This window comes from Pseudomonas sp. A014, from assembly GCF_052378495.1.
Taxonomy (GTDB): Bacteria; Pseudomonadota; Gammaproteobacteria; order Pseudomonadales; family Pseudomonadaceae; genus Aquipseudomonas; species Aquipseudomonas machongensis.
On the sequence record NZ_CP199001.1, the window covers coordinates 5,890,850 to 5,906,547 of the forward strand.

Here is a 15,698-nt window from a genome sequence, read left to right on the forward strand (position 1 = left end):
CGACAATGGAAGACATGCTGATTTCCCACGGAATCTACAACCTGATCATCTTCGTGCTGGCCATCTACGTTGGCTACCACGTGGTCTGGAACGTCACCCCGGCGCTGCACACCCCGCTGATGGCGGTGACCAACGCGATTTCCGCGATCGTCATCGTCGGCGCGATGCTCGCCGCAGCGCTGACCGTCACCCCGGCCGGCAAGCTGATGGGCACCCTTGCCGTGGCCCTGGCCGCGGTCAATGTGTTCGGGGGCTTCCTGGTCACCCGCCGCATGCTGGAAATGTTCAAGAAGAAAACCAAGAACGAGGGGCAGAAGTAAGCATGAGCATGAATCTGGTCACCCTTCTCTACCTGGTCGCCTCGGTCTGCTTCATCCAGGCTCTCAAAGGCCTGTCGCACCCGACCACCTCCCGGCGCGGCAACCTGTTCGGCATGATCGGCATGGGCATCGCCATGCTCACCACCATCGGCCTCATTTATAAGCTTGCTGCACTCTCGGTCGGTAGCGGCGGCGCCACCGCGGGTATCGGCTATGTCCTCGTCGGCCTGCTGATCGGCGGCAGCGCCGGGTCGATCATGGCCAAGCGCGTCGAGATGACCAAGATGCCAGAGCTGGTCGCTTTCATGCACAGCATGATCGGCCTGGCCGCGGTATTCATCGCCATCGCCGCGGTGCTCGAGCCGCAATCGCTGGGCATCGTTGCCAGCATCAGCGACCCGATCCCCACCGGCAATCGCCTGGAGCTGTTCCTCGGCGCAGCCATTGGCGCGATCACCTTCTCCGGCTCCGTGATCGCCTTCGGCAAGCTGTCGGGCAAGTACAAGTTTCGCCTGTTCCAGGGCGCACCCGTACAGTTCGCCGGCCAGCACAAGCTGAACCTGATCCTTGGCATCACCACCCTCGCCCTGGGCTTGCTGTTCACCTTCACCGGACACTACAGCGCCTTCACCCTGATGCTGGTCCTCGCCTTCGTCATGGGTGTGCTGATCATCATCCCGATCGGCGGTGCCGACATGCCGGTGGTGGTGTCGATGCTCAACAGCTACTCGGGCTGGGCCGCGGCAGGCATTGGCTTCTCGCTGAACAACTCGATGCTGATCATCGCAGGCTCCCTGGTCGGCTCCAGCGGTGCAATCCTCTCGTACATCATGTGCAAGGCGATGAACCGCTCGTTCTTCAATGTCATCCTCGGCGGCTTCGGTGGCGACACCGATAGCGGCGCGGCGGCCGGCACGAAAGAACAACGCCCGGTGAAATCCGGTTCGGCCGACGATGCAACCTTCCTGCTGAGCAACGCCGACAGCGTGATCATCGTTCCCGGCTACGGCCTCGCGGTGGCCCGCGCCCAGCACGCCCTGAAAGAGCTGACCGAGAAGCTGACCCACAACGGTGTAACCGTGAAGTATGCGATTCACCCGGTGGCGGGGCGCATGCCCGGGCACATGAACGTGCTGCTGGCCGAAGCCGAGGTGCCGTACGACCAGGTGTTCGAAATGGAGGACATCAACGCCGAGTTCGGTCAGGCCGACGTTGTGCTGGTGCTGGGCGCCAACGATGTGGTCAACCCCGCAGCGAAGAACGATCCCAAGTCGCCGATTGCCGGCATGCCGATCCTCGAAGCCTTCAAGGCCAAGACCATCATCGTCAACAAGCGCTCCATGGCCAGCGGTTATGCGGGCCTGGACAATGAACTGTTCTATCTGGACAAGACCATGATGGTGTTCGGTGACGCCAAGAAAGTCATCGAGGACATGGTCAAGGCAGTGGAGTAGTCCTTTTCCGAGCTGGACGACACCGTTTTAGAAGGCCCCGGGAAGATTCTTCCTGGGGCCTTGTCGTTTTGCTGATCCAGATCAACGGCTCTATTTCCGGGCTTCTCATACGACCATGGTCGCGGGACGGCATCGGGCTAAATCTCTAGACTGCGCTGCAGTAGCCCAAGTAGCCCGAGATAACAATCCATGTACCGTGATCGTATCCGCTTGTCCTCCCTGCACAGCAAGGTAATGAGTGCGGCCGATGCCGCTGGCCTGATCGAGGACGGCATGACCGTCGGCATGAGCGGCTTCACCCGCGCCGGTGAAGCCAAGGCAGTGCCACACGCCCTGGCCGAACGTGCCAAGCAGTCGCCACTGAAGATCAGCCTGATGACTGGCGCCAGCCTGGGCAACGACCTGGACAAGCAACTGACCGAGGCCGGTGTACTTGCCCGGCGCATGCCCTTCCAGGTGGACAGCACCCTGCGCAAGGCCATCAATGACGGGCAGGTGATGTTCATCGACCAGCACCTGTCGGAAACCGTCGAGCAGTTGCGCAACAAGCAGCTGACCTTGCCGGACATCGCAGTCATCGAAGCGGTGGCGATCACGGAACAGGGCCACATCGTGCCGACCACCTCGGTGGGCAACTCGGCCAGCTTCGCGATCTTCGCCAAGCAGGTCATCGTCGAGATCAACCTGTCGCACAACCCCAACCTCGAAGGGCTGCACGACATCTATATCCCGACCTACCGTCCGACCCGCACGCCGATCCCGCTGGTGAAGGTCGATGACCGCATCGGCAGCACCGCGATCCCGATCGATCCAGCGAAGATCGTCGGCATCGTCATCAGCGACCAACCAGACTCGCCATCCACCGTCCTGCCACCGGATGACGAGACCCAGGCCATCGCCAACCACCTGATCGGCTTCCTCAAGCAGGAAGTTGATGCCGGACGCATGAGCAACAGCCTTGGCCCGCTGCAGGCCGGCATCGGCAGCATCGCCAATGCCGTGATGTGCGGGCTGATCGAATCGCCGTTCGAAGACCTGACCATGTACTCCGAAGTGCTGCAGGACTCGACGTTCGACCTGATCGATGCAGGCAAGCTGCGCTTCGCCTCGGGCAGCTCGATCACTCTGTCGACCCGCCGCAATGCCGACGTATTCGGCAACCTCGAGCGTTACAAGGACAAACTGGTGCTGCGCCCGCAGGAGATTTCCAATCACCCTGAAGTGGTGCGTCGCCTGGGCATCATCGGGATCAACACCGCGCTGGAGTTCGACATCTACGGCAACGTCAACTCCACCCACGTGTGCGGCACCCGGATGATGAACGGTATCGGTGGTTCTGGCGACTTCGCCCGCAACGCCCACCTCGCGGTGTTCGTGACCAAGTCGATTGCCAAGGGTGGTGCAATTTCCAGCGTGGTGCCGATGGTCAGCCATGTCGATCACACCGAGCATGATGTGGACATCCTGGTTACCGAACAGGGCCTGGCCGACCTGCGCGGCCTTGCACCGCGCGAACGTGCCCGGGCGATCATCGACAACTGCGTGCATCCGGACTACCGCGCCGCACTGAACGACTACTTCGACCGCGCCTGCCAGCGAGGCGGGCACACCCCGCATATCCTGCGCGAAGCACTGAGCTGGCACGAAAACCTGGAAGAAAGCGGGCGGATGCTGGCTGGCTGATCGGCCAGCTGTATCGGTCTTCTGAGCCCATCGCGGGACAAGCCCGCTCCTACACTTCAGCTGTAGGAGCGGGCTCGTCCCGCGATCATGTCTGCCGTGAAAAAACAGTTAAACGGTTAAATCTATAAAACTGTACTACTGTACCGCTAAAATCCCCGCATCAATCCCGCCGATATTTTAAAACGCAGCGAAAATGCACGAAAACAGTGCAGACCAGTACAGTTATGCCAATTCGGAGTGCAACAGTAGCGTTTAACAGTTAACTGGCCCATCGCAATACTGGTGAACTGTATCTACTGTTATGGACGACAGAGGAGGATCATTGGCATCAGTTAAATCACTACCTAATCCCGCCACAAGCGGAAGGATGACACATCATGGAACGTACCCTCAGTTCCGGTCTGGTTTTCGAAAACAACGTTGAATCCAAAGCCTCGGCTCCTCTGCGCGCCCTGTCGACCCTGCTGCTGTGGCAGCGTCGCATCGCCAGCCGCCGTCAACTGGCTCGTCTGGATGCCCGCCTGCTGGCCGACGCCGGTATCAGCGAGTCCCAGCGCTACCAAGAGCTGAGCAAGCCTTTCTGGCGCTAAGCTCCGGCTTGCCGGCACCACGCCGGCACCGCGAATTCTCAAAACCCGTCGCAGGGAACTGCGACGGGTTTTTTGTTTCAAACCCCCGCAGTTGAGCAGCTCGACACAGAAGCAGTACAATTTCCAATAATTAAAAAAGGACCGTAACAGTTCCGTCTGGTCTCGTCCTTCACATCTGGAAACAGAGCCACGTGATACGCTTGCGACAACGGCCTGTTAGCTTGGTCAAACGCGCTGCCTATTATCTAAAGTACCGTGACGAGCAGTGCGAGCGTCCGAATAACCAGAACTACCCCCCCGCAGGAGCCCCTACCATGTCCCGTAAACACCTGTTTGGCGCTGCCATGCTGCTGAGCTTGGCGGGCACCGCCCACGCCACCAGCTTCGTCGTCACCACCGATGCCGTGGTTGGCGCAGTGGCCGCGTCCACCGACGCCACTTCCGACGTCTCCTCTTCGTTCCGTGACGACAAGATCGTCCAGGCCGCCCGTGACGACGCTGCCAGCTTCGTTGGCAGCCAAGGGGATATCCGCGGCGCGAAGCTGGAAAGTGCCTTCATCCATATCCGCCAGCAGATGCCTGCACTGCAAGCCAGCGACACGCAACTGGCGCAGGCCATCCTGGCCCTCTGACGCCAACCATCGTACCCGCAGGCCACGGCGCCCCCGTCGCCTGCGGGAACAGCATTCACCCTGCCGACAGAGCGTTGTCCAAGCCCATGCGTTACCTTGTGCCCTTGCTGCTCGCCATTGCCAGTATGGGAAGCGCCCATGCCATGGATGTCACGACCCAGTTTCCGGTCATGACCGGCTATGTCACCAGCCAGGTGACCACTGCGCCGTTCGACCGCAAGATCGTCGGCATGGCCCATGATGATGCGGCCGCATTCGTCGCCAGTGACGGCCGGATTCGTGGCGCGCGGTTGCAAGCCGCACTGACGGAACTGCGCCATATCTATTCGCGTCAGTCCGTCGGTGACCTTGAACTGGCAGAAGCAATTCTCGTCCAATGATCACACCTGACTCCCTGTATTTTTCGGAGATGCTCCATGCGTAAACCGCTGATCGCCGCTACCCTCGGCATGTTGCTGCTGGCCGACCTGGCCCAGGCGCAAACCCTGGTGGCCACCAGCAATATCATCGTTCGCGCCTTTGGCCGCTCGATCGATTTCACATCCGACACCACCACCTCGATCCGCGACTCCAAGGTCGTGCGCGAGGCCCGCGACGACGCCGCCAGCTTCGTCGCCAGCAATGGCGATATCCGTGGCGCCCAGCTCGAAGCTGCATTCGACACCCTGCGCGAGCGTGTGCCTGAAGCGCGCGACGCCAGCGACCAGGTACTGGCCGAAGCCATCCTGTCACTGTGAAGCGCGTGCGTGCCTGGCTGCTCGGCTGCGCCCTGACGCTGCTCGGCACGCCCGCCCTGGCCGACCTGCAGCTCGAGCTGCAGACTGTCGGCCTGGACGCTCGACAGCAGCAGGCCTCCCAGCAGCTGTTGGATGAGGCGCTTTCGAAGCTGCCCCCCTCCTTCAAACAGCGCCTGGATCGCCGTATCCAGGTCGGCTGGACCGACAAGATGCCCGCCGATGCCTACGGCCAGGCCTCGCCAGTCTCGACGCTAGATCTCAATAGCCGCCTGCTACCAGGGCTAGCCGATGGCAGTGCCGCCACGGAAAAAACCCATCGCCCCCACGGCACGGTGCGGGAAGAACTGCTGGCCACCGTGCTGCACGAGCTCACCCACATCTATGATCGCGCGCGCCTGTGGCCCAGTGCCGAGCGCTCGCTGATCGCCCGCTGCAACCGCCAGCAGGGCACCCTCGGCCAGATCGGCCTGCCCCAGCAATGCCGTGGTCAGACTGCTCGCCGCTTCACCCTGAGTGACGATCCGCGCCTGCTCGACCTTGCCGGCTGGCCGCAGTACGTCGGCCGCCGTGGCGAGCGTGAACAGCACAACGGTCAACTGGTACGCACCCCGGACAGCTATGAGCTGAGCAGCCCCAAGGAGTTTGTCGCGGTCAACATGGAGTACTTCCTCCTCGACCCGAGCTATGGCTGCCGGCGCCCGGCCCTGAACCAGTACCTGCACGATCATTTCGGCTGGGCACCTCAGCAAGATACCTGCGCCAAGGGCCTGCCGTTCCTTAACGCCGGCAGTGACTTCGCTCGCGAGCCGCTGGGCGAAATCGACCCCGAGCGCGTCTACGAAGTCGACTACCTGCTTGCCGAGGCCAATCAGAACTGGGTCAGCCGCTGGGGACACAGCATGCTGCGCCTGGTGATCTGTGCACCGGGCCGCCCACGCGGGCCGGACTGCCGCCTGGACCTGGACCGTCATCTAGTGTTGTCGTACCGCGCGTTCGTCAATGATGTGCAGTTGTCCAGCTGGGACGGCCTGACTGGCGCCTATCCGTCGCGCCTGTTCGTCCTGCCGTTGGGCCAGGTGATCGACGAGTACACCAAGACCGAACTGCGCAGCCTGGCCTCCGTGCCGCTCAAGCTCGATCGCCAGCAGATCGAGGACCTGGTGCGCCAGGCTGCCGAAATGCACTGGAGCTACGACGGCAATTACTATTTCCTGTCCAACAATTGCGCGGTGGAAACCCTCAAGCTGATGCGCAGCGGCACCGCCGACCAGCGCTTCAGCGATCTCGACGCGATCATGCCCAACGGCTTGCTCGAAGTCCTCAAGGGAAGGGGTCTGGCCGACACCAGCGTACTCGACGATCCGCGCGAAGCGCTGCGCCTGGGCTATCGCTTCGACTCTTATCGCGACCGCTACCAGGCCATGTTCGAAGTGCTGAAGAAGCAGTTGCCGATCAAACAGAGCGCCGTGGAAGACTGGTTGGCCCAGGATGCCGAGCAACGCCGCCCCTGGTTCGCCCAGGCCGACTTGCGCACCAGTGCGGCCTTGCTGCTGCTTGAGCAGGCCAGCCTGCGCCGCCAGTTGCTGCTGGCCCAGGACGAAGTCAAGCAACGCTACCTCAATGCCACCGCACTCAAGGACGGCAGCATCGACAAGGCCAATGCCACGCTGCAGCAGATGCTTGCCAACAGTGGCTTCCTCAGCCGACCGGCCGAGCTGCTCGAAGCGGATGGCTACGGCTTGCCGCAACCCCAGGAGCGGGTGCACCTGGAAAAGGTCAGCAGTGAACGGCAGGCGCAGTTGCTACGCCTGAGTACCGATTTGGACAAGGAAGTCAGAGCGCTGCTGGAGCCAGCCCGCGCGAAGGAAATTGCGGCCATCGAGGCCAACGTGAAGCAGATAGGAGAACACCTGCGCACCCTGCACAAGGCAGCGGGCGGTTTGCAGCTGCCTTGAGCGCATAGGGCTACTTGATCGGCCGCCAGATCAGCGGGTAGCGGTACGGCTTGCCTTCATTGGCCCGAACCCCTGCCAGGATGATCAGGATCAGCACTGCCACCGCCAGGATGGCGAACAGCACGATGCCGATCACCACGAACATCAGCAGGAAGCAGATGAATCCGGCAATGGTGACGCTGATCTGGAAGTTCAGCGCTTCCTTGCCCTGGGCATCGACGAACGGATCGACCTCACGCTTCCAGATCCACATCACCAGTGGCCCGAGCAGATGCCCGAGCGGCATCACCAGCCCGAGCAAGGCGCTGAAGTGGCAGAACATCGCCCATTGCCGAACTTCGGCGCTCGGCGTTTCGATCGGCAGATTCGTCTCACTCATGGGTCCATCGCCTCCTTGGCGCAGCTTCAGTCGGCCAATGCAGCCTTCTGCAGGTCGAAGATCTCGGTCATGCCCTTCTGCGCCAGCGCCAGCATGGCGTTGAAGTCTTCAGGCTGGAACGGCGCGCCTTCAGCAGTGCCCTGCACTTCGATGAAGCCACCGGCGCTGGTCATGACCACGTTGAGGTCGGTTTCGGCAGCCGAGTCTTCGAGGTAGTCGAGGTCCAGCACTGCCTCGCCCTGGTACATGCCCACCGACACCGCGGCGATCATGTGCTTGAGCGGGTTGCCGCCCTTGAGACCGCCACGCTTCTTGATCACCGCCAGGGCGTCGCACAGGGCCACCATTGCGCCGGTGATCGAAGCGGTGCGGGTGCCGCCGTCGGCCTGGATCACATCGCAGTCGACGTACAGCGTGATGTCGCCCAGCTTGCTCATGTCCAGGGCTGCGCGCAACGAACGGCCGATCAGGCGCTGGATCTCGAGGGTGCGGCCGCCCTGCTTGCCACGACTGGCCTCACGCTGGTTACGCTCGCCAGTGGAGCGCGGCAGCATGCCGTACTCGGCCGTCAACCAGCCCTGCCCCTGGCCTTTGAGGAAGCGTGGTACACCGTTCTCGACGCTGACCGTGCAGATGACCTTGGTGTCACCGAACTCGACCAGTACCGACCCCTCGGCGTGCTTGGTGTAGTTGCGGGTGATGCGGATCGAGCGAAGCTGATCGGCAGCGCGACCACTTGGACGTTTCATCTGGGATACCTGTACTGGAATTCGAATCAGGTGGCCATTATAGAGCCGTGCGTCCTGCGAGGACATGCCTATTGTCGCGGCCTCGCAACCCGTCGACTTTTTCCACCTATGCCTGCGACGCCCTGTAGCATGGTCCGATTGGGCGCCATCGCCGCACTGCGCTACAATCCTGCGCCTTGCAGCCGAAAGGCTTCCCCGTACAAACCGAATTCGCGAGGTACTCCCCATGGTGCACAGCATGACCGCCTTTGCCCGCGTCGAGCGCGCCGGCAGCCAGGGCACCCTGGCCTGGGAGCTGCGCTCGGTCAACCACCGCTATCTCGAACCGCACCTGCGCCTGCCCGAAGCCCTGCGCGATCTTGAGGGCGCGGTACGCGAAGGCCTGCGCCAGGGGCTGTCGCGCGGCAAGGTCGAATGCACCTTGCGCCTGTCCGAAGACAGCACCGGCAAGCCGTTGCAGGTCGATCGCGAGCGCGCCGCGCAACTGGTCGCTGCCGCCGAGACCGTGGCCGGGCTGATCAATCAGCCAGCCCCGCTCAATCCCCTCGAAGTGTTGGCCTGGCCCGGCGTGCTGGTAGCCGATGCCGCCGACCCACAGGCGCTGAACACCGAGGCGATGGCACTGTTCGACGAGGCGCTCGCCGAGCTCAAGGCCGGCCGCCTGCGCGAGGGCCAGGAGCTGGCCCGACTGATCAACGAGCGCCTGGACGCCATGACCACCGAAGTCGCCACCCTGCGCGCCTTGGTGCCACAAATGCTGGCCGCCCAGCGCCAGCGCATCGTCGACCGTTTCAACGACCTGCAGGCCGAGCTCGACCCGCAGCGCCTGGAGCAGGAGATGGTGCTGCTGGCACAAAAGAGCGACGTCGCCGAAGAGCTCGACCGTCTCAGCACCCATGTCACCGAGGTGCGCCGCGTGCTCAAGTCGGGCGGCGCCGCCGGGCGACGCCTGGACTTTCTGATGCAGGAACTCAATCGCGAGGCGAACACGCTCGGCTCAAAGGCCTTCGACCCGCGCAGCACCCAAGCAGCGGTCAACCTGAAGGTGCTGATCGAACAGATGCGTGAACAAGTACAGAACATCGAGTAAGGCCACCCCACCATGAAGCACAGCAGCGGCACCCTCTACATCGTTTCGGCGCCTTCCGGCGCTGGCAAGACCAGCCTGGTCACTGCTCTGACCCAGCAAGACCAGCAGATCCGCGTCTCTGTCTCCCACACCACCCGTGCCATGCGCCCAGGCGAGATCCACGGAGTGAACTATCACTTCGTGGTTCACGAGGAGTTCAAGGCATTGATTGCCCAAGGCGACTTCCTCGAGCACGCCGAGGTGTTCGGCAACTTCTACGGCACCTCCCGCAGCGCGCTGCAGGAAACCCTCGACCAAGGCTTCGACCTGATCCTGGAAATCGACTGGCAGGGTGCGCAGCAAGTGCGCAAGCTGATGCCCGAGGCCCAGTCGATCTTCATCCTGCCACCGAGCCAGGAAGCCCTGCGCCAGCGTCTGGACGGGCGCGGCCAGGACAGTGAAGAGATCATCGCCGGGCGCATGAAGGAAGCGGTCAGCGAGATGGTGCATTACAACGAATTCGACTACGTCATCGTCAACGATGACTTCGAAGACGCCCTCGAAGACCTGAAGTCGGTGTTCCGTTCGAACCGGTTGCTGCTCAAGAAGCAGCAGCAGCGCCATGGTGAGCTATTGAAGCAGTTGGTCGGCTGAACCACGCGCTGAAACCAGCGCGGGGCAAGTCGCAACGACTTGCCCCGCGATTGGGCTGCGCAGCAGCCACCCCTTGCGCCTTATTCCTGCAACTGCAACTTCGCCTGCTGCTGCAAGGTCGCGCCGAGGAAGTACGCCGGCGCACGCAGTCGCGACAGCATCATTAGCACGATCCCCAGCACCGAGATGATCGCCGCGATCACGAACACCAGCCCCAGCCCACCGACATGCGAGCCGCTGCCAAAGTCGGGCGAGGCGCTGTCGATCGCGGTACGCACGAAGATCACCGACAGGATCACCCCACCCACCAGCGGGCACAGGCCGCGCATGAAGAAGTGGCGCAGGCTGTCGAACAGGCTGTCGCGGAAGTACCAGACACAGGCGAACGCGGTCAGCGAATAGTAGAAGCAGATCATCATCCCCAGTGCGGTGATGGTGTCTGCCAGCACGTTCTCGCTCAGGGTACGCATGGTCAGGTAGAACAAGGCCGCAGCCACGCCCGCACAAATGGTCGCGTAACGCGGCGTCTGCGAGCGCGGGCAGACACTGGCGAAGCGCTGCGGCACCGCACCGTAGTAGCCCATGGCGAGCAGGGTGCGCGCCGGCGACACGAAGGTCGACTGCAGCGACGCCGCCGTGCTGGCCAGCACCGCAATCGACATCAGGATCGCCAGCGGCCCCATCACCGGACCTGCCAGGTGGGCGAAGACGTTCTCCTGGATACGCGGATTGCCCAGGCCCAGGCCAGTGTCGCTGATGCCGGCGAACTGAAGGGTGGCAATGGCGGTGAACAGGTACAGGCCGAGGATCAGCAGTACCGTCCAGGTGGCAGCCTTGCCAGGCACTTCGTCGCTGCCGATGGACTCTTCGCTGACGGTCAGGCACACGTCCCAGCCCCAGAAGATGAAGATCGACAGCGACAGCCCGGCCGCGAAGGCCGAGAACGATTCGACCCCGAAGGGATTGAACCAGGCGAAATCGAATTCCAGCTGCGGTGGCGCGGTGGTCTCGCCGAACGCAGCAAAACCAAAGCCCACCAACACCAGCAATTGCAGGGCAACCAGGCCGTACTGCACGGTCATGGTGGTACCCATGCCCCGGCAGCAGATCCACACCGCCAGGGCGATGAACGCACAACAGGTAGTGACGTTGATCAACAGGTTGTCCGCTAGCGCGGCATACTCGTGATGCCCGGTGATCTGCCCGATGAACAGGTAGAAGAAATCGACCGCCACACCGGCCAGGTTCGACAGCACGATGGTAGTGGCGACGACCAGCCCCCAGCCACCGATCCAGCCGATCATCGGGCCGAAGGCACGTGCCGACCAGGTGAAAGAGGTGCCGCTGTCGGGCTCCGCGGCGTTCAGCTCACGGTAGCCGAGGGCAACCAGCAACATCGGCAGGAAGCCGACGATGAAGACCGCTGGAAGATGGGCGCCGACCTCACGCACGGTCGGGCCAAGGGCGCCGGTCAGGGTGTAGACCGGGGCAATGGTGGAGATGCCCAGCACCACGCTGGCCAGCAGGCCCAGGCGACCTTTGGCCAGGCCTTTGCTGGCGCGCTGGGTGTTGCTGCCCGCGTCGGCCGCCACATCGGGAGGGCGGCCGGCTTCTGTGTATTCGCTCATGAGTTATTTGCCGTTGCTATTGGTATTGTTTTCACAGGCCTTGCGAACAAGGCCCGCTTTCACTCATTGAAAGCTTGCTGCAGGGGATGGGTCATCCGAGACCTTCGGGTAACGTCAGAATGCCTTCTGGCGCGAGCCCTCCCGAGCAGCATGGGCAATGCAGGCCTCACGAAACGCCTGAAACAGACGTAGGGAGACCGGGTTTTCGGCGAAACGCCACTCCGGGTGCCATTGCACGCCAAGCACGAAGCCCGACGCATCACTCATCGACACCGCTTCAATCAGGCCATCCGGGGCCCGTGCCTCGACACGCAGGCCCGGGGCCAGACGGTCGATGCCCTGGCTGTGCAGCGAGTTGACCTCGAACTGCTCCGCCAGGCCCAGGCGCTCGAACAGCCCGCCCGGCGCAATGCCGACCGTGTGTCGAGGCCCGTATTGCACCTCCAGGGGTGCGTCCTCAGGTTCGCGGTGGTCCAGGCAGCCGGGCAGTTCATGCACCCGCTGGTGCAAAGTGCCGCCCAAGGCCACGTTGAGTTCCTGGAATCCACGGCAGATGCACAACACCGGCACGCCGGCGGCTATGGCGGCCTGCAGCAACGGCAGGGTCAGGCGGTCACGCGCAACGTCGTGCCGGGTACCGTCCACGCTGGGGGCGCCATTGTAATGATGCGGCTCGACATTTGAAGGCGAGCCGGTAAAAAGAATGCCATTCAGACGCGCCAGCAGCGCTTGCGGGTCGCTGGCCGTGTCGCGCGCCGGCAGGATCACAGGCAGCCCGGCAAAACCTGCCGCCTCGACATACTTGTCGCCCACCGTGTGCGACGAGTTCTTCCCAACCTGCTGGCGGCAGGCGGTGACACCAATCAAGGGAACCGCGATTGCGCTCATGGGCTTACACCGTGTGCAGGTACCAGTTGTATTCGAGGTCGGAGATCGACACTTCGAACTCCGCCAGCTCGCTTTCCTTGCAGGCCACGAAGATGTCGATGTATTCCGGGCTGATGTATTGGTTGAGGACCTCGCTGTCATCCAGCGCTCGCAAGGCATCACGCAGGTTGTTCGGCAGGCTCTGCTCAAGCTGCTCGTACGAATTGCCCTCGATCGGCGCGCCGGGTTCGACCTTGTTGGTCAGGCCGTGGTGGATACCAGCGAGAATCGCGGCAAGCATCAGGTAAGGATTGGCATCGGCACCTGCGACGCGGTGCTCGATACGCAAGTTATCGCTGCTGTCGGTGGGCACGCGCAGGGCGACGGTGCGGTTGTCCAGACCCCAACTCGGGGCGTTCGGCACATAGAACTGAGCACCAAAGCGACGGTAAGAGTTGATGTTCGGACACAGGAAGGCCATCGACGCCGGCATGGTTTCCAGCACACCGCCAATGGCGTGACGCAGGGTTTCGCTCTGCAGCGCATCGTCGTTGGCGAAGATGTTCTTGCCGGTTTTCTTGTCCAGCAGCGAGATGTGCACGTGCAGGCCGTTGCCCGCCTGGCCCGGGTAGGGCTTGGCCATGAAGGTCGAGTCCATCTCGTGGTCGTAGGCGATGTTCTTGATCAGGCGCTTGAGCAGGATCGCGTAGTCGCAAGCCTTGAGCGGATCGGCGACGTGATGCAGGTTGACCTCGAACTGCGCCGGGGCACTTTCCTTGACGATCGCATCCGCCGGCAGACCCTGCTCCTTGGCGGCTTCGAGCATGTCCTGCAGGCAGTCGGCGTACTCGTCCAGGTCGTCGATCAGGTAGACCTGGGTGGACTGCGGGCGCTTGCCCGAGATCGGCGAGCGTGGCGGCTGCGGCCGACCGTTCAGATTGTCCTGGTCGATCAGGTAGAACTCCAGCTCGAACGCTGCGCAAATATCCAGGCCAAGCGCATCGAACTTGCTCACCACCTGGCGCAGCACTTCACGCGGGTCGGCGAAGAACGGCTCGCCTTCGATTTCGTGCATGGTCATCAGCAACTGCGCCGTCGGCCGTTTCTGCCAGGGTTCGTTGGAGAGCGAGCCTGGGATCGGATAGCAGATGCGGTCGGCATCGCCGATATCCAGGCCGAGACCCGTGCTTTCGACGGTCGAGCCGTTGATATCCAGGGCGAACAGCGAAGCCGGCAGGTTGATGCCCTTCTCGTACACCTTGTGCAGGCTGGCCCGCTCGATGCGCTTGCCACGCACCACGCCGTTCATGTCGGAAATCAACAGGTCGACGTACTGTGTGTCCGGGTGGGCTTCCAGGAATTCATTCATCTCGCGGGAAGAACGGGCGCACGGGGAGACCGACGTCATGGCTGTACATCCTTTGATTCGGAGCGGCGATGTGGGGATATGGCTGGCGCCTCGAGGGCGACGATGGTTGCTGCTGTTGTTCTTTTCACTGCCCCATCGTGGGGAAATTCTGTGGCTCGCCCGGTGCATTGATTCCCGGGGGCCGTTCCACTATAAAGTGGGCTCCAGTGCAACAGACATTGGCAAATCGGCAAGCAGAGCGTGCACAAATGCAATATCAGATCAATCACGCGGACCTCGCCCTGGTCCTGGCGCTGGAACGTGGTCGCTCACTGGCCAAGGCCGCCGAGCTGCTCAAGGTCGATGTTTCGACGGTGTTTCGCTCGATCCGGCGACTGGAGTCGGCGCTGGGCACCGCCCTGTTCGTCAAGAGCCGCAAGGGCTACCTGCCAACCGACACCGCACAGGCCCTGGCCGAACAGGCTGAACGGGCCGAGCAGGCGCTGGACGCCGCGCGCATCGCCCTGACCAGCGGCGAGCAGGTGGTCAGCGGTACCGTGCGCCTGACCTGCACCGAAGCCGTGCTGCACAGCCTGTTGCTGCCCGCACTGGCCGAATTCATGCCCAACTACCCCGCGCTGTCGCTGGAAATGGGCACCTCCAACACCTTCGCCAACCTGAGCCGACGCGACGCCGACATCGCCCTGCGCCTGACCAACACACCGCCGGAGCATCTGGTCGGACGCTGCCTGGGCTCGACGTCCTATGTAATCTGCGGACGCCCGGAGTTTCGCGAGCGCCTGGCCGAGTCGCCAAACAGCGTGCCGTGGATCGCCCCTGACGACGCCATGCAGGACCACCCCACGGTAGTCTGGCGCAACCAGCAGCACCCCGACCTGATCCCACGCTACCAGTGCAGTGGCATGTCGACGATTGCTCAGTTGGTCAGCACCGGCATGGGAGTGGCGGCGCTCGCCGACTACATGGTCGACACCTTGCCCGGTGTCGAGGCCTTGAGCGGCGCGCTGCCAGGCTGTGACACCCAACTGTGGCTGCTGACCCGCCCCGATTGTCGAGCGCTGCGTTCGGTACAGACCTTGTTCGAGGAACTGACCCCACGCTTGCGCGACGCGATGCGCTGAAGCTGTTGTGTTCGCGGGACGGGAAGCGTTATCGTCAGGTTCAAGCGAGAGGCTGTCTGTTACGGCCCTTTCGCGGGCAAGCCCGCCCCCACGAGCAGGTGACACGGATCACCAGACAAAACAGCCCTTCCCTATTGGCTGGTGATTTTTTAAACTATCGAGTCCGCCTGCCCATTCTGGGCTGCACGCTAATCGCATCTGCTACTGAGGAAGACCATGGCCCGCGTAACTGTTGAAGACTGCCTGGAACACGTGGATAACCGCTTCGAGCTGGTCATGCTCTCGACCAAGCGCGCCCGCCAACTGGCCACCGGCGGCAAGGAGCCACGCGTGGCGTGGGAAAACGACAAGCCAACCGTCGTCGCCCTGCGCGAAATTGCCGAAGGCATCGTGACCAATGAATTCATCGCCGCCGAAGAGATCGTCACCGAGGATCCGGTGTTCGCTGCGTTCGAGGACGAGAACAACGAGGCCGTCTGATTCATGCCCGG

General features: G+C 62.7%; 17 protein-coding genes. 12 read left to right on the forward strand and 5 right to left on the reverse strand.

Features of this window, described 5'->3' with window-relative positions:
* Nucleotides 1-5 precede the first annotated feature (5 nt).
* From ACTYOL_RS27060 to ACTYOL_RS27095, 8 genes are all read left to right on the forward strand, one after another.
* Nucleotides 6-320, forward strand: a complete 315-nt coding sequence (locus ACTYOL_RS27060; protein WP_023378063.1) for an NAD(P) transhydrogenase subunit alpha — start codon at nucleotides 6-8, stop codon at nucleotides 318-320.
* 2 nt (nucleotides 321-322) lie between these two features.
* The gene (locus ACTYOL_RS27065; RefSeq protein ID WP_054894857.1) at nucleotides 323-1,774 is read left to right on the forward strand and encodes an NAD(P)(+) transhydrogenase (Re/Si-specific) subunit beta; all 1,452 of its coding nucleotides are present in this window, start codon (nucleotides 323-325) and stop codon (nucleotides 1,772-1,774) included.
* A 189-nt stretch (nucleotides 1,775-1,963) separates the two neighbouring features.
* Nucleotides 1,964-3,457, forward strand: coding sequence for an acetyl-CoA hydrolase/transferase family protein (locus ACTYOL_RS27070; RefSeq protein WP_151925827.1), 1,494 nt, complete (start codon nucleotides 1,964-1,966; stop codon nucleotides 3,455-3,457).
* A gap of 377 nt (nucleotides 3,458-3,834) precedes the next feature.
* Nucleotides 3,835-4,047 (forward strand): DUF1127 domain-containing protein, encoded by a 213-nt coding sequence (locus tag ACTYOL_RS27075; RefSeq protein WP_054894859.1) that lies wholly within the window; start codon nucleotides 3,835-3,837, stop codon nucleotides 4,045-4,047.
* 314 nt (nucleotides 4,048-4,361) lie between these two features.
* Nucleotides 4,362-4,679 carry a DUF2388 domain-containing protein gene (locus ACTYOL_RS27080; protein WP_065864593.1) on the forward strand — a complete coding sequence of 106 codons (318 nt, stop codon included), beginning with the start codon at nucleotides 4,362-4,364 and terminating at the stop codon, nucleotides 4,677-4,679.
* Nucleotides 4,680-4,765: 86 nt separating this feature from the next.
* A complete protein-coding gene (locus ACTYOL_RS27085; RefSeq protein WP_054894861.1) occupies nucleotides 4,766-5,059 on the forward strand; it encodes a DUF2388 domain-containing protein in 294 nt (97 codons plus the stop codon).
* A 36-nt stretch (nucleotides 5,060-5,095) separates the two neighbouring features.
* Entirely contained in the window at nucleotides 5,096-5,416 is a 321-nt protein-coding gene (locus ACTYOL_RS27090) for a DUF2388 domain-containing protein (protein ID WP_054894862.1), read from the forward strand.
* A complete protein-coding gene (locus tag ACTYOL_RS27095) occupies nucleotides 5,413-7,371 on the forward strand; it encodes a DUF7844 domain-containing protein (RefSeq protein ID WP_444757359.1) in 1,959 nt (652 codons plus the stop codon). The genes ACTYOL_RS27090 and ACTYOL_RS27095 overlap by 4 nt, the downstream gene beginning before the upstream one ends.
* 10 nt (nucleotides 7,372-7,381) lie before the next feature.
* Here ACTYOL_RS27095 and ACTYOL_RS27100 read toward each other — a convergent pair whose 3' ends face one another.
* Both ACTYOL_RS27100 and rph read right to left on the reverse strand, forming a co-directional pair.
* On the reverse strand, nucleotides 7,382-7,750 hold the full coding sequence (locus ACTYOL_RS27100) for a DUF4870 domain-containing protein (RefSeq protein ID WP_054894864.1): 369 nt from the start codon (nucleotides 7,748-7,750) through the stop codon (nucleotides 7,382-7,384).
* A gap of 26 nt (nucleotides 7,751-7,776) precedes the next feature.
* Nucleotides 7,777-8,499, reverse strand: a complete 723-nt coding sequence (gene rph, locus ACTYOL_RS27105; protein ID WP_063541806.1) for a ribonuclease PH — start codon at nucleotides 8,497-8,499, stop codon at nucleotides 7,777-7,779.
* A gap of 226 nt (nucleotides 8,500-8,725) precedes the next feature.
* Between rph and ACTYOL_RS27110 the strand changes: the two genes are divergently transcribed.
* Both ACTYOL_RS27110 and gmk read left to right on the forward strand, forming a co-directional pair.
* Nucleotides 8,726-9,589: a YicC/YloC family endoribonuclease gene (locus tag ACTYOL_RS27110; protein ID WP_054894866.1), complete on the forward strand. Its 864-nt coding sequence runs from the start codon at nucleotides 8,726-8,728 to the stop codon at nucleotides 9,587-9,589.
* A 12-nt stretch (nucleotides 9,590-9,601) separates the two neighbouring features.
* On the forward strand, nucleotides 9,602-10,222 hold the full coding sequence (gene gmk, locus ACTYOL_RS27115; RefSeq protein ID WP_444757360.1) for a guanylate kinase: 621 nt from the start codon (nucleotides 9,602-9,604) through the stop codon (nucleotides 10,220-10,222).
* Nucleotides 10,223-10,302: 80 nt separating this feature from the next.
* On the opposite strand, the gene ACTYOL_RS27120 is transcribed toward gmk, so the two are convergent.
* The 3 genes from ACTYOL_RS27120 to ACTYOL_RS27130 all read right to left on the reverse strand — a co-directional run bounded on the left by ACTYOL_RS27120 (nucleotide 10,303) and on the right by ACTYOL_RS27130 (nucleotide 14,125).
* On the reverse strand, nucleotides 10,303-11,850 hold the full coding sequence (locus ACTYOL_RS27120; RefSeq protein ID WP_444757361.1) for an APC family permease: 1,548 nt from the start codon (nucleotides 11,848-11,850) through the stop codon (nucleotides 10,303-10,305).
* A gap of 114 nt (nucleotides 11,851-11,964) precedes the next feature.
* Nucleotides 11,965-12,738, reverse strand: a complete 774-nt coding sequence (locus ACTYOL_RS27125) for a gamma-glutamyl-gamma-aminobutyrate hydrolase family protein (RefSeq protein ID WP_444757362.1) — start codon at nucleotides 12,736-12,738, stop codon at nucleotides 11,965-11,967.
* A gap of 4 nt (nucleotides 12,739-12,742) precedes the next feature.
* Entirely contained in the window at nucleotides 12,743-14,125 is a 1,383-nt protein-coding gene (locus ACTYOL_RS27130) for a glutamine synthetase family protein (protein ID WP_054894870.1), read from the reverse strand.
* 209 nt (nucleotides 14,126-14,334) lie between these two features.
* Between ACTYOL_RS27130 and ACTYOL_RS27135 the strand changes: the two genes are divergently transcribed.
* Both ACTYOL_RS27135 and rpoZ read left to right on the forward strand, forming a co-directional pair.
* The gene (locus ACTYOL_RS27135) at nucleotides 14,335-15,207 is read left to right on the forward strand and encodes a LysR family transcriptional regulator (protein ID WP_054894871.1); all 873 of its coding nucleotides are present in this window, start codon (nucleotides 14,335-14,337) and stop codon (nucleotides 15,205-15,207) included.
* A gap of 216 nt (nucleotides 15,208-15,423) precedes the next feature.
* Nucleotides 15,424-15,687, forward strand: coding sequence for a DNA-directed RNA polymerase subunit omega (gene rpoZ, locus ACTYOL_RS27140; protein WP_003253383.1), 264 nt, complete (start codon nucleotides 15,424-15,426; stop codon nucleotides 15,685-15,687).
* The last annotated feature ends 11 nt before the right edge of the window (nucleotides 15,688-15,698 follow it).